The sequence below is a fragment of the Paraburkholderia sp. RL18-085-BIA-A genome (genome assembly GCF_046027075.1).
Classification (GTDB): Bacteria; Pseudomonadota; Gammaproteobacteria; order Burkholderiales; family Burkholderiaceae; genus Paraburkholderia.
In genome coordinates this window covers 105,246-118,881 of record NZ_JARESU010000013.1, presented here as the reverse complement: position 1 = coordinate 118,881, position 13,636 = coordinate 105,246, and the positions used below count along the sequence as shown (strand labels likewise).

12 protein-coding genes and 1 riboswitch are annotated in these 13,636 nt (G+C 65.7%); of the genes, 4 read left to right on the top strand and 8 right to left on the bottom strand.

The window, feature by feature from the left end:
- Nucleotides 1-2: 2 nt before the first annotated feature.
- Nucleotides 3-1,409, bottom strand: a complete 1,407-nt coding sequence (locus tag P0D89_RS12270; protein WP_408355976.1) for an aminopeptidase P N-terminal domain-containing protein — start codon at nucleotides 1,407-1,409, stop codon at nucleotides 3-5.
- 183 nt (nucleotides 1,410-1,592) lie between these two features.
- On the opposite strand from P0D89_RS12270, the gene P0D89_RS12265 reads away from it, so the two are divergent.
- The gene (locus P0D89_RS12265; protein ID WP_408355978.1) at nucleotides 1,593-2,207 is read left to right on the top strand and encodes a glutathione S-transferase C-terminal domain-containing protein; all 615 of its coding nucleotides are present in this window, start codon (nucleotides 1,593-1,595) and stop codon (nucleotides 2,205-2,207) included.
- A gap of 233 nt (nucleotides 2,208-2,440) precedes the next feature.
- Here P0D89_RS12265 and lnt read toward each other — a convergent pair whose 3' ends face one another.
- From lnt to P0D89_RS12230, 7 genes are all read right to left on the bottom strand, one after another.
- Complete coding sequence (gene lnt, locus P0D89_RS12260) at nucleotides 2,441-4,189, bottom strand: apolipoprotein N-acyltransferase (protein ID WP_408376626.1); 1,749 nt, start codon at nucleotides 4,187-4,189, stop codon at nucleotides 2,441-2,443.
- Nucleotides 4,190-4,250: 61 nt separating this feature from the next.
- On the bottom strand, nucleotides 4,251-5,144 hold the full coding sequence (locus P0D89_RS12255) for a CorC family transporter (RefSeq protein WP_408355982.1): 894 nt from the start codon (nucleotides 5,142-5,144) through the stop codon (nucleotides 4,251-4,253).
- 341 nt (nucleotides 5,145-5,485) lie between these two features.
- Nucleotides 5,486-6,202, bottom strand: a complete 717-nt coding sequence (locus P0D89_RS12250; RefSeq protein WP_408355984.1) for a gamma-glutamylcyclotransferase — start codon at nucleotides 6,200-6,202, stop codon at nucleotides 5,486-5,488.
- Nucleotides 6,203-6,264: 62 nt separating this feature from the next.
- The gene (ybeY, locus tag P0D89_RS12245; protein WP_327627597.1) at nucleotides 6,265-6,726 is read right to left on the bottom strand and encodes an rRNA maturation RNase YbeY; all 462 of its coding nucleotides are present in this window, start codon (nucleotides 6,724-6,726) and stop codon (nucleotides 6,265-6,267) included.
- A 68-nt stretch (nucleotides 6,727-6,794) separates the two neighbouring features.
- A complete protein-coding gene (locus P0D89_RS12240) occupies nucleotides 6,795-7,871 on the bottom strand; it encodes a PhoH family protein (protein WP_408355987.1) in 1,077 nt (358 codons plus the stop codon).
- Nucleotides 7,872-7,930: 59 nt separating this feature from the next.
- Nucleotides 7,931-9,331 carry a tRNA (N6-isopentenyl adenosine(37)-C2)-methylthiotransferase MiaB gene (gene miaB, locus P0D89_RS12235; RefSeq protein WP_408355989.1) on the bottom strand — a complete coding sequence of 467 codons (1,401 nt, stop codon included), beginning with the start codon at nucleotides 9,329-9,331 and terminating at the stop codon, nucleotides 7,931-7,933.
- 205 nt (nucleotides 9,332-9,536) lie between these two features.
- The gene (locus P0D89_RS12230) at nucleotides 9,537-10,511 is read right to left on the bottom strand and encodes a LysR family transcriptional regulator (protein ID WP_408355991.1); all 975 of its coding nucleotides are present in this window, start codon (nucleotides 10,509-10,511) and stop codon (nucleotides 9,537-9,539) included.
- 129 nt (nucleotides 10,512-10,640) lie between these two features.
- On the opposite strand from P0D89_RS12230, the gene P0D89_RS12225 reads away from it, so the two are divergent.
- The 3 genes from P0D89_RS12225 (at nucleotide 10,641) to P0D89_RS12215 (ending at nucleotide 13,277) form a co-directional block, all read left to right on the top strand.
- Nucleotides 10,641-11,039, top strand: a complete 399-nt coding sequence (locus P0D89_RS12225) for a VOC family protein (protein WP_408355993.1) — start codon at nucleotides 10,641-10,643, stop codon at nucleotides 11,037-11,039.
- Between the two features lie 16 nt (nucleotides 11,040-11,055).
- Entirely contained in the window at nucleotides 11,056-12,240 is a 1,185-nt protein-coding gene (locus P0D89_RS12220; protein WP_408355995.1) for an MFS transporter, read from the top strand.
- 311 nt (nucleotides 12,241-12,551) lie between these two features.
- Nucleotides 12,552-13,277, top strand: a complete 726-nt coding sequence (locus P0D89_RS12215) for a helix-turn-helix domain-containing protein (protein WP_408376625.1) — start codon at nucleotides 12,552-12,554, stop codon at nucleotides 13,275-13,277.
- Between the two features lie 116 nt (nucleotides 13,278-13,393).
- Nucleotides 13,394-13,578, top strand: a riboswitch (FMN riboswitch).
- Nucleotides 13,579-13,636 lie beyond the last annotated feature (58 nt).

Genomic DNA, 13,636 nt, shown 5'->3' with positions numbered 1-13,636 from the left:
GATTACTTCCTCGTTTCATGGGCCGCGCGGGCTTCCTGCATCAGCGCCTCGATCTCGTCGGCGGCCACCGGCACGTCGCGCGTCATCAGCTCGCAGCCGGTCGGCGTGACGATCGCGTCGTCCTCGATGCGGATGCCGATGTTCCAGTAGCGCTCGGGCACGCCTTCGGCCGGCCGGATGTACAGGCCGGGTTCGATGGTCAGCGTCATCGACGCGCGCAGCGTGCGCCACGGCAATGCGCCCGCTTCGTCGCGCGGCGCGGCGCGCTCGCGGTAGTCGCCGCAATCGTGCACGTCCATGCCGAGCCAGTGGCCGGTGCGGTGCATGTAGAACGGCGCGTAGACGCGCTCGGCGAGCACGTCGTCGACCGACGCGAACTTCGTGCGTTCGATGATGCCGGTGTCGAGCAGGCCTTGCGACAGCACACGCAGCGCGGCCTGGTGCGGATCGTCGAAGGTGGCGCCGGCGCGGGTGGCGTCGACGGCGGCCTGCTGCGCGGCCAGCACGATGTCGTACAGCTCGCGCTGCGCCGGCGTGAAGCGGCCGCTCGCCGGGAAGGTGCGGGTGATGTCCGACGCGTAGCCGTGGAGTTCGCAGGCCGCGTCGATCAGGATCAGGTCGCCGTCCTGGGCAATCGCGTTGCCGGCCGGGTAGTGCAGCACGCAGGCATTCGCGCCCGCCGCGACGATCGACGTATAAGCCGGTGCCTGCGCGCCGAATTTGCGGAACGTATAGAGCAGTTCGGCTTCGAGTTCATACTCGCGCACGCCGGGGCGGCACGCGGCCATCGCGCGGCGATGGGCGGCGGCGGAAATCTGCCCCGCCCGGCGCATGATCGCGAGTTCGTGGTCGTCCTTGATAAGCCGCATCTCGTCGAGCAGCGGCAGCAGATCGCGCGCGGCGGCCGGCGCAACGATGCCGCCGCGTCCTTGCGCGCGCACCGCGTCGAGCCAGCCGCGCACCTGTTTGTCCAGTTGTGCCGACGTGCCGAGCGCATAATGCAGCGCCGGTTTGTCGGCGATCAGCCGCGGCAGTTGCGTGTCGATTTCGCCGATCGCGAACGCGGAGTCGAAACCGAACGCCGCGCGCGCGCCGTCCGGGCCGAAACGGAAGCCTTCCCACGTTTCGCGTTCGACGTTCTTCTCGCGGCAGAACAGCACTGACGCCGGCTCGCCGGGTGCGGCGCTTGCGTCGAGCACCAGCAGCGCTTCGGGCTCGGTGAAGCCGGTCAGATAATAGAAGTAGCTGTCGTGCCGGTACGGGTAGTCGGCGTCGCGATTGCGCAGCGCTTCCGGCGCGGTGGGGACGATGGCAACGCCGCCGCCCGCGGCGCGCAGCGCGGCGAGTACGCGCTCGCGGCGCGTGCGGTAGACGTCGATGGCGATGGTGGGTTCGGTCGGCTGGTTCATCGTGCGATTGTAGCGCCCAATGCGCGGAGTCATTTTGCGCAACGACAGGTGGCAAGACGGCTGCGGGCATGTTGCAATCCGTCCACAGCAAGGCTCTGTGCCGCTTGCGAACGGACGGCGCCATGCTCGTGAAGACCTCCTAGCACTTATACTTTCGCCGGATTCAGTTAAAGGCAGATGGTCATGATGAAACTCATCGGTTCGCTCGGCAGCCCCTTCGTGCGTAAAGCGCGAATCGTGCTGGCCGACAAGAAGATCGACTACGAACTGGTGCCCGAGAACGTCTGGGCACCGGACACCCGGATTCACACCTTCAATCCGCTCGGCAAGGTGCCGTGCCTCGTGATGGAAGATGGCGAAGCCGTGTTCGACTCGCGGGTGATCTGCGAATACGTGGATACGCTGTCGCCGGTCGGCAAGCTGATTCCGCAGTCGGGCCGCGAACGCGTCGAGGTGCGTTGCTGGGAAGCGCTCGCCGACGGCGTGCTGGACGCGGCGGTGCTGATTCGCCTCGAAGGCACGCAGCGCACGGAGGAGCAGCGCGTGGACGCGTGGGTCGCGCGGCAGCAGCGCAAGATCGACGAAGGTCTGATCGCGATGGCGCAGGGACTGGGCAGCAAGCCGTGGTGCGCGGGCAATCACTACACGCTCGCGGACATCGCAGTGGGTTGCGCGCTGGGCTATCTCGACTTCCGTATGCCCCAGTTGAACTGGCGCGAATCGCATCCGAACCTGGACAAGCATTTCCAGAAGCTTTCGCTGCGCCAGTCGTTCGTCGACACCGTGCCGGCGAACTGAGCGACGCGCTCGATCGGGGCAAGGGGGACGAAGGGGAGCATCCAAGCTCCTGAAAGCTCGAATGCAAGCGAGTGTTTGAGTTGAAAATGCGCCTGTTCGTCAGGCGCATTTTTTATGCGGGCGCATTTCGTACCCGGCGTCGCCGCGCCGCTCGATGCAGGAACAGCGTGCGGGAACGGATGCATGAGCGGCACGCGTGCGGCTTATCCCGGGTTATCGCAACTCAGCGCGCCTCATTGCTTGCCGTTGCGACGCCGCGTGATCCTGGGCCCGAACGCGAAGCCGAACGCCAGCAGCAGCACCGACACCGCCAGCACCGTGTTGTTGCCGCTCGTCACATACGGCGTGTTGCCTGACGTACCTTGCACCTTCACGTCGAGCGAGCCGACCGTGTACGGCGTCAGGCGCCCGATCACCCGGCCGTTGGCATCGATCGCGGAGGTCATGCCGGTGTTGGTCGCGCGCAGCATCGGGCGGCCGGTTTCCAGCGAGCGCATACGCGCGATCTGCAGATGCTGATCGAGCGCGATCGTGTCGCCGAACCAGGCGAGGTTGGTCGAGTTGACCAGCACGCCGGCCGGCGTGCTGCTCTCGCGAATGGTCCGTGCAATCTCTTCGCCGAAGATGTCTTCGTAGCAGATGTTCACCGCGACCGGCTGGTTGTGGACCATGAACGGCTTCTGCACCGGCGCGCCGCGGAAGAAGTCGCCTAGCGGGATATTCATCAGATTGACGAACCAGCGGAAGCCCCACGGCACGAATTCGCCGAACGGCACGAGGTGATGCTTGTCGTAGCGGTACACGTCGTGCGAGCCGGGCGTGATGCCGAACAGGCTGTTCGTATAGTCGATGACCTGGCCTTCCGGCGTGATCGTGCCGCCGATCGCGCCGAACAGGATCGCGCTGCCGGTCGAGTCGGAGAATTCGCGCACCGTCGCCGCGAACGGCGCGGGCAATTGTTGCGCGAGCACGGGAATCGCGGTTTCCGGCGTGACGATCAGGTCGGCCGGTTTCGAGGTGATCATCTGCTGATACTGGTCGATGGCGGCGCGCATGCCGGCTTCCTCGAATTTCATCTCCTGTTTGACGTTGCCTTGCAGCAGACGCACCGTCAGCGGCGCGTTAGCCGGCAAAGTCCATTGGACGAGCGGTAGTAGCAGGCCGGCCGCGATCAGCGCCAGCGCGACGCCACCCGGCACGATGCTGCGCGCCAGGCTGCGCGGCGCGCGGTTGTCGTTGTCTGTGCCGTCGTCGTTGCGGCCGGCGCCGGCATTCGCCACGCCGCGCGGCTCGCGCGAAGCCCGCAGCGGCCCCCACGCCAGCAGCGCCTGCACGATCAGCGCGGCCACCAGCGCCAGCATCCAGCCGACGCCATATACGCCCACCACCGGCGCGAACCCGGCGAACGGACCATCCAATTGCGCATAACCGCTCGCAAGCCACGGAAAGCCGGTGAACACGGTGCCGCGCAACCATTCGCCGATCGCCCAGGCGCTGGCGAAAGCCAGCGAGCCATGCCAGGTCGGCGAAAACGGGGGGGAGGCGTCGGTCGCGCCGTTGCGCGCGTGGCCGGCGCAGAACGACCAGATTGCCGCGGCCAGCGCCGGATAGAGCGCCAGATACAGCGAGAACAGCGCGACCGCCGCGCCCGCGAGCGGCGCAGCCATGCCGCCGTAGTCATGCATGCTGACGTACAGCCACCACACGCCGGTTACGAAGTTACCGAAGCCGAACGCACCGCCCGTCAGCGCGGCGCTTTTCCAGCCGGTGGTGCGCGTGAGCCACGCGAAGAAGAACACGAAGATCGCGAGTTGCAGCCAGCCGCCGTGCGGCGTCGGCGCGAACGACAGCGTGTTGGCCGCGCCCGCGGCCAGCGCGACGAGGTAATGCCAGCGAGGCAGCGTGCGGCCGCGCGGTTCGTCGGCGGCGGCAGCGGGAGCGCTCACGCCGGGGCGCGAACGGGAAGTCATCGGGTCGGCCATTGTTGCGCGGTCGGCGTGAGTAGTTGAAGAAGCGGGTGAGCGAGCCGGAAAACCGCGCGGCTCAGGTTTGCACGTGCTGCACGTCGCGCTCGCGCTGGCCGGCTAGCGGATCGCGGCGCACCAGCAGCATGTGGATCTGGCGGGCGTCGCCGCGCAGAATTTCGAAGGTCAGATCGTCGAGGCGGACCTTTTCACCGCGATGCGGCACCCGCCCGAAATGATGCGTGACGAGCCCGCCGATCGTGTCGACTTCTTCGTCTGAGTAGTGCGTGCCGAACGTCTCGTTGAACTGCTCGATCTCGGTCAGCGCGCGCACGCGAAAGCGCCCGTCGGGCGACGCGATGATGTTGCCGCTTTCTTCGTCGAAATCATATTCGTCCTCGATGTCGCCGACGATCTGCTCCAGCACGTCCTCGATCGTGATCAGGCCGGCCACGCCGCCGTATTCGTCGACCACCACCGCGAGGTGATTGCGATTCACGCGGAAGTCATGCAGCAGCACGTTCAGGCGCTTCGACTCGGGGATGAACACGGCGGGGCGCAGCATGCCGCGCACGTCGAACTCTTCTTCAGCGTAGTAGCGCAGCAGGTCTTTGGCGAGCAGCACGCCGATGATGTTGTCGCGATTGCCTTCGTACACCGGATAGCGCGAGTGCGCTTTTTCCAGCACGTAGGGGATGAATTCGGCGGGATTGTCCGCGATATTGATCGCGTCCATTTGCGCACGCGGCACCATGATGTCGCGCGCGCTGAGTTCGGACACCTGGAACACGCCTTCGATCATCGACAGCGAGTCGGCGTCGATCAGGTTGCGTTCGTGCGCGTCCTGCAGAATTTCCAGAAGTTCGGCGCGCGAGTCGGGCTCGGGCGAAATGAAGTCGGTCAGACGCTCGAGGAGCGAGCGCTTTTCCTGCGGTTTGTCGGTTGGGCGTCGACTGGGATACGTGTCGTTCATGGTAGTGCGCCCGGCAAGACTGGGCGCGCTGTTACAGAGCATTAAGGATACACCAGGCGCATGGCAGGACCGTGTCCCGCCGGGCCGGGCGATGGGTGATGCGGGGTGAAGCGGCTCCTTCGCGAGCGGCGGAGCGTAGGTCAATCCTAACTGATTGCGTGCGGAAAAGCGTTTTTGAGCAAAAAATGTTGAGTGTGGGGGCAATGGCCGGTGTCTGCGTGGCGCTTTGCGGGCTGTGAGTGGCGGCGGTTCCACCGTGCGGCTTGCGAAAAATGATCAGCGCGGCCGGCGGCTAACCGGTCATTGGGCACATCGAACCCATCAGGCGCGCTGGCTTGCGTTCATTGCCCCGACCGGTGCCCGGAGACCTGTTCAGCTTGCTGAGCCGCATCACGCTCGCGGCCTTCCTCTTTGCAACGTTCCAGCAGCGCTTCGAGCGCGCGGTCGGGCATCCCGCCTTCGCGCAGCGCGTGCACGGTGCGGCTCACGTAATCGAGCGTGGTGCCGTAGCGGCCGCACGCGCAGCCGAACACCGTCTTGACGACCTCGTCGCTCAGCTTGCCGGTATAGCTCGGCACGTCGCGGCGCATCACGAACGCCAGCGCGTCGACGCGCCGGCCGTCGGCGAGCACGCATGGCAGCCATGCCGGACGGTACGAGCCCATCGCCATTTCGCGCCGCCAGAGCGCTTCGAGATGCGGCATCGAGCCAACGGCTGCGAGCCGGAACGCGATGCCGGTGCACGAGCCGCCGCGATCGAGCGCGAGCACGAGGCCCGGCTGCTCCGGCGTGCCGCGATTCACGCGCGACCACAGATATAGCCCGCGATGATAGCCGTGCACCTTCGAGCGAGCCGCTTCGACCGTCGGCAGGCCGGGGTTCCATATTAGCGAGCCATAGCCGAACAGCCAGAGGTCGCTCTTGCGGTCCCAGTCCCGCAACGTGCATTCGAGCGACGCGCGCAATTCCTCATCAGTCAGAAGCCGCGACTCGCCGAGCACCGGCGGGTAATCCGGGCAGGGCGTGCGGGTGTCGGCTTCAGGGGACGAGGTGCTCACGGTGTCGGTTCGAATGAGGATGAACGTGGGTGGCGGATAAGCGGCGCGGCGGCGACCGGCGCCTATTGATACGGATCGGGAAACCCGAGCTTGCCGAGGATTTCGGTTTCGAGCGCTTCCATTTCCTCGGCTTCTTCTTCGACTTCGTGATCGTAGCCTTGCGCGTGCAGCGTGCCGTGCACCAGCAGATGCGCGTAGTGCGCGATGAGCGGCTTACCTTGCTCGGCGGCTTCTTTTTCGACCACCGGGCAGCACAGGATCAGATCGCCCGTCACCGGATCGTCTTCTGACTCGGCATAGGCGAAGGTCAGCACGTTGGTCGAGTAGTCCTTGCCGCGATAGGTGCGGTTCAGCGTGCGGCCTTCTTCGGCATCGACGAACCGCACAGTGAGTTCGCCGTCCGCGAATAGCGCCGCCTTGATCCAGCCGGCCACCGTGGCGCGCGGCAGCAGCGCCTTGTGTTCTGGCCAGGCCTTGGCAGCGGGGAATTGCAGATTCAACGTCAGTTTCGGGGCACGGCTCATGCGGTTTGTGGCGTTGCATCCGCCGCGTGGAAGGCGGCGGCAGGGTCAGTGGACGCGAAGCAGCGCGATCAGCGCGAATCCGCCGGACTGGCGGTTTTCTGCGAATGCGCATCGTACGCCTCCACAATTCGCGCGACCAGCGGATGGCGCACCACGTCCGCGCTGGTGAAGCGCGTGAGCGCAATGCCGCGCACCTCCGACAGCACCTGTTGCGCTTCGATCAGCCCGCTCTTGTGGCCGCGCGGCAAGTCGACCTGGGTCGTGTCGCCGGTGACGACCGCCTTCGAGCCGAAGCCGATCCGCGTGAGGAACATCTTCATCTGTTCGGGCGTGGTGTTCTGCGCCTCGTCGAGGATGATGAACGCGTGGTTCAGCGTGCGGCCGCGCATGTAGGCGAGCGGCGCGATTTCGATCATCTGCCGCTCGAACATCTTGGCGGTCTTGTCGAAGCCGAGCAGGTCGTACAGCGCGTCGTACAGCGGGCGGAGATACGGATCGACCTTCTGCGCCAGATCGCCCGGCAGGAAGCCGAGACGCTCGCCCGCTTCGACCGCGGGCCGCGTCAGTACGATGCGCTTGACCTGGTCGCGCTCCAGCGCGTCCACCGCGCAGGCCACCGCGAGATAGGTCTTGCCGGTGCCGGCCGGACCTACGCCGAAGGTCACGTCGTGCGAGACGATCTGTTTCAGATACTCGCGCTGCGCCGGCGTGCGGCCGCGCAGATCCGCGCGCCGCGTGTAGAGCTTCGGGCCGAGTTCCGCGAGGTCGTCATCATTGGCGTCGGCGGCGTCGGCGGGCTCATCGAACGGATGATCCGGATTGCCGTGGAAACGCCGGTCGCCGGCTTCGTCGCCATTGCCGTTCGGCCGATGGCGCGCCGGTTGCCGCACTTCGACGAGCGCGAGCTGGATGTCGTCGACTGACAGCGGGTCGCGCGCGTTGTTGTAGAAGTTCTCGAGCGCGGTGAGCGCGAGTTTCGCGCCGCGCCCGCGGATCGTGATGCGGTGAGCGCGGCGCTGCAAGGTCACGTCGAGCGCCTGCTCGATCTGCCGCAGATTTTCGTCGAGCGGTCCGCAGAGGTTGGCGAGCCGCGTGTTGTCGTCGCGCGGTGCGGTGAATTCCAGATGCTGCTGAGTGGTCTTCAAGGCGGTGGATCGATCCTGTCGGTTTGGATGCGAGGGTTAGCGTCGCGAGTCGGGGTGGCTTAGTGGGTGGTAGTGGCCGCCCCAAGGACACTTCCTTCGGGGCGCGAGTCGTCGTGCACCAGCACGAGTTCGCCACGCAGCGAATGCGGGTACGCATGGACGATCTTCACGTCGACCATCTGGCCGATCAGCCGCGCGTGCGACGCGATCGGCGCCGGGAAATTCACCACGCGGTTGTTCTCGGTGCGGCCCGCGAGTTCATTCGGGTTTTTGCGCGCCGGGCGCTCGACCAGAATGCGCTCGATCTTTCTGACCATCGAATCGCTGATGCGCTGCACGTTTTCCTCGATGGTTGCCTGCAAGTGCTGCAGACGCTTGAGCTTCACTTCGCGCGGCGTGTCGTCGTGCAGATTCGCGGCCGGCGTGCCGGGACGCGGACTGTAGATGAACGAGAAGCTGGTGTCGTACTTCATCTCGTGCACGAGCGCCATCATCTTGTCGAAGTCTTCTTCGGTCTCGCCAGGGAAGCCGACGATCATGTCGGTGGACAGCGACAGGTCCGGGCGGATCGCGCGCAGCTTGCGGATCACGGACTTGTATTCGAGCACCGTGTAGCCGCGCTTCATCGCCATCAGGATGCGGTCGGAGCCGTGCTGCACCGGCAGATGCAGGTGACTGACGAGCTTCGGCACCTTCGCGTAGGTGTCGATCAGGCGCTGCGTGAATTCCTTCGGATGCGAGGTGGTGTAGCGAATCCGTTCGATGCCCGGAATGTCGGCGACGTATTCGATCAGCGTCGCGAAGTCGGCGATCTCCGACGAGCCGAGCGTCATGCCGCCACGGTATGCGTTGACGTTCTGGCCGAGCAGCGTGACCTCGCGCACGCCCTGGTCGGCGAGGCCGGCGATTTCGGTCAGCACGTCGTCGAGCGGCCGCGACACTTCCTCGCCGCGCGTGTACGGCACGACGCAGTAGCTGCAGTACTTGCTGCAGCCTTCCATGATGGACACGAACGCGCTCGGGCCTTCGACACGCGCTGGCGGCAGGTGATCGAACTTTTCGATTTCGGGGAACGAGATGTCGACTTGCGCGCGGCCGCTTTCGCGGCGCCTGTCGATCATCTGCGGCAGACGGTGCAGCGTTTGCGGACCGAACACCAGGTCCACATACGGCGCACGCGCCACAATCGACGCGCCTTCCTGGCTCGCCACGCAGCCGCCCACGCCGATGATCAGATTAGGATTTGCTTCCTTCAGCTCGCGCACGCGGCCGAGGTCGGAGAAGACTTTTTCCTGGGCTTTTTCGCGCACCGAGCAGGTGTTGAACAGAATCACGTCGGCGTCTTCCGGCGTGTCGGTCTTGACGAGCCCTTCAGCCGCGCCGAGTACGTCGACCATCTTGTCGGAGTCGTACTCGTTCATCTGGCAGCCAAAGGTCTTTACATAAACTTTCTTGGTCATCGAATTTCGCCGGTCGCAGTGGTTGATCTGGGGGCGTCGTTTAAAAAGGTGAAGGGGGCCGGACGTGCGGGCAGCGCTGGACAAGGCCGTCGGGCGGCGCTTGGGCCGCTTCGAGCCTGGCGCTTCGGGCCTGCTGAGGCCCATTTGCGTTCCGCCTGCTCGATCCGCGATGCACGTCTGCAGCGTAACGCAACATTATAGCCCTTCACGGAATGCGGGTTTCGACGTCCGCGCCGCCGCGCGGCCGCTCCGGCGGCAAGCCCAGCAGGCTTTCCAGTTCGCCCGACACCTGTGCGAAGCGCTCGCTCAGGAAATCCAGCAACACGCGCACGCGCGGCGCCATGAAGCGGTTGCGGTGATAGAGCGCGTGCAACGGCGCATCCGGATAGCGCCACTCCGGCAGCAGGATCTTCAGACCGTCGGCGCGCAGATCCGCTTCCACGTCCCACATCGACTTGATCGCGATCCCGTAGCCGCGCAGCGCCCATTCGCGGGCGACCGCGCCGTCGTTGGTCTCGCGGGCGGAGTCGAGCGGCACGGTGTAGTTCTGCACTTCATCGCCGCGCGTGAAGCGCCACTCGTTGGCCGGCCCGGACGCGGTGCCCAGCACGATGCAATCGAAATTGGCCAGATCCTGCGGGTCCTTCGGCTCGCCCTTGCGCGCGATGTAGTCGGGCGACGCGCACAGCACACGCCGGTTCGGCGCCAGCTTGCGGGCGACCAGCGAGCTGTCGGGCGGCACGCCGAAACGGATCGCGAGGTCGATGTCCTCCTGCACGAGATTCGACAGCGAATCCGACAGCGTGAGCGCGAACTTCACTTCCGGGTAGAGCGCGTTGAATTCGTCGAGCCAGTGCATCAGCAGGTTGCGGCCGAAGTCGGAGGTTGCGGAAATTCGCACCTTCCCGCGCACCACGCCTTGGCCGGCTTGCAGCGCGGCTTCGGCGTCGTCGAGCGATTGCAGCGCCTGGCGGCAGCAGTTCAGGTAGAGGCGGCCTTCGTCGGTGAGCCGCAACTGGCGCGTGGTGCGCTCGAACAGGCGCGCCTTCAGCCCGGCTTCGAGTTTGGCGAGGCGCGCGCTCGCGGCGGCCGGCGTCAGCCCCATCTTGCGGCCCGCCGCCGACAGGCTGCCTTGCTGCGCGGCTTCGACGAACAGGCGAATGTCACCGAGGTTATCCATCGCCAGCCTTCAAAAGATATTTGAAAATGCTTCAAATGCTACGCCAATTATCAAATCGAGGCATTGCCCCGACAATCCACCCCACGAAAACCCTGATGCCGCGCGCGCAAGCGTCGGCACCCGCAAGTCATGCAACTCGATCACGCGACGATCGTCACCGGCGGTCTCGACACCGCCCGACGTTTCTTCGTCGACATCGCCGGACTCACTGAAGGCGCGCGTCCGCCGTTTTCGGTCGACGGCTACTGGCTATATCTGAACGGCCGGCCGGCGCTTCATCTGATCGCCGCGACGGCGCCTGCCGTGTCCGGCCGGGCGACGCCGCGTATCGATCATCTCGCTTTCCGGCTGGAGACCGCGGCCGAATGGCAGGCGCTGTTAGACCGCCTGGATGTGGCCGGCGTCGGCTATCAAAGCGCGCAAGTCCCGCAAATGGGCGTGCATCCCGCCGAACAGCAACTGTTCGTCGCGCTCGCGCCGGGGGTGGTCATCGAATTCGTGACGGCTTTGCATCACGCTCAATTTTGAAATCTGGAGAGGAAAAATGCCCCTGCCATTACTTGCGCTAGCGATCAGCGCATTCGCGATCGGCACGACCGAATTCGTCATCATGGGCTTGCTGCCTGATGTCGCGCACGATCTGGCAGTGTCGATTCCATCGGCGGGTTTGCTGGTAAGCGGCTATGCGCTCGGCGTCGCGGTCGGCGCGCCGCTGCTCGCCGTGATCACCAGCAAGATGCCGCGCAAGCTCGCGCTGCAGTTGCTGATGGGCGTGTTCATCGTCGGCAATACGCTGTGCGCGATTGCGCCGAGCTATTCCGTGCTGATGATCGCGCGAGTGGTGACCTCGTTCGCGCACGGTTCGTTCTTCGGCATCGGCGCGGTGGTGGCGGCCTCGCTCGTGCCGGCCGAGAAGCGCGCCAGCGCGATCGCGTTGATGTTCACCGGATTGACGCTCGCGAACGTGCTCGGCGTGCCGTTCGGCACCTTCATCGGCCAGCAGTTCGGCTGGCGCATGGCGTTCTGGATCGTCAGCGCGTTCGGCGTGTTGTCGCTCGCTGGCGTCACGGCGCTGGTGCCGAAGCGTCACGATGCCGCCCCGGTCGGTCTCGGTCATGAAGTGCGCGTGCTCAAGGACCCGCAAGTCTGGACCGCGCTCATGATGACCGTGCTCGGCTTTGGTGGCGTGTTCGTCGTGTTCACCTACATCGCGCCGATTCTCGAGCAGGTGAGCGGCTTCTCGCCGCGCGGCGTAACGCTGATTCTGGTGCTGTTTGGTGTGGGGCTGACGATCGGCAACACGGTGGGCGGCAAGCTCGCGGACCGCGCGCTGATGCCTTCGCTGATGGGCATTCTGGCCGCGCTCGCGGTGGTGATGGCGCTCTTTGCGCGCACCAGCCATTCGCCGGTGGCCGCGGCGATCACGATTTTCGTGTGGGGCATTGCCGCGTTCGCCACCGTGCCGCCGTTGCAGATGCGCGTGGTCGAAAAGGCGGCCGCGGCGCCGAATCTGGCGTCGACGCTGAACATCGGCGCGTTCAATGTGGGCAATGCGGGTGGCGCGTGGCTCGGCGGACTGGTGATCAATCACGGTCATGCGCTCGATACGTTGCCGTGGGTCGCGGCGGCGGTCAGCGTGGCGGCGTTGCTGCTGACGTGGTTCGCGGCGCGTGCGGATGCGCCGGCAACGGTGGTGGCGCGGCGCGTAAGCGCGCAGGAGCGGGTGTGAATCTGCGATCGCTCGGCTTGGCGAGCGCTCACCCAGGCGGCGCGAGGCTTTGAGTGTGCGTGATCGTTTGCCGGCCTTGCACCGCCAATCGCCACGCAGACGCCAAAGCAAATGTGCGCATGACGGTCTGCGATCCCGCGAATCGGTGGGCCCGCTCGTTCATATGAAAAATGCGCACAAGCTTTGCGAGAACCGTCCTCCGCAATGCTGATAACAGTGTGAAGATAACTTCGTTGGGCGTGACGGGACGCGATGCTATCTTGCTTCCACTAACCGCTTGCGCGCCGCCCGGCGGCGCTTTGGAGGCAATCATGCATTCCCCGCTCGCGCTGGTTCGCGATCCCTCGGCCGATACCGACGCGTCGCCGCGTGCCGCCGAACCCTTCGATGCTCTGGAACAGCTGGTCGGCGTGAACCTCGCTCGCTTGCGCGCCGAGCGGCAACTGTCGCTCGACGCCCTGGCGCGTGCGTCCGGCGTGTCGCGGGCGATGCTGGCGCAGATCGAGTCGGCGCGCAGCGTGCCGTCCATCAAGGTGCTGTGCAAGGTGGCGGCGGCGTTGAAGGTATCGGTGGCGGCTTTCCTCTGGCGTCACGCGACCAATGGTTTCGAACATTTGCCGGCGGAGCGCTCGGCGCGCGTCGTCAGCGCGAACGGGCGTTATTCGGCGCGGCCTCTGTATCCCGAGTCCGAGCCGACTGCCGCCGAGTTCCACGAGCTGCGCATCGCGCCATTGCATACCGAAGCCGGCACGCGCCGCGCGCCGGGCACGACGGTGAACCTGGTGGTCAGCGAAGGCACGCTGGAAGTCAGTGTGCACGATCAGCGCCAGTTGCTCGCGACCGGCGACGCGATCGTGTTCGACGCCGATCAGCCGCACAGTCTGCGCAACCCGGGCGACACCGAAGCGCGCGCGTTTCGCGTGACGCTGAGGGCGGAGACGCCACCGCGCTGGGACGTGCCGACGCAGCACGAGGCGCGGCATGAGCTGGGACGTGCAGTGGCACATGAAGCGGCGCTTGCGGCCACGCCGGTTTGATTGCATTTCGCGGAAGCAGGCGCTTACAGTTCAGAGCCTCCATCGGGTCAGTAGGGTTGCGCTGCAGCTCTTGCGCAACTGTTGTATGCTTCGCCAGCCGGTTTATCCGGCAATCAGTGCGTCTTCAGGGCGGGGTGAAATTCCCCACCGGCGGTATGCCGGCAGCGCGACAGCGTGAGCCGGTGAGCCCGCGAGCGCCCGCGTCGTGCGGTCTTCCGAGTATCGGGGGACCACAGCGGGGTCAGCAGATCTGGTGAAAAGCCAGAGCCGACGGTCACAGTCCGGATGGAAGAAGATGTGCAGATAGTCATGTGCGCTTCCGTGGCGCCGCCCGTGGTTTAGGCGGTGCGCGAGCGTCG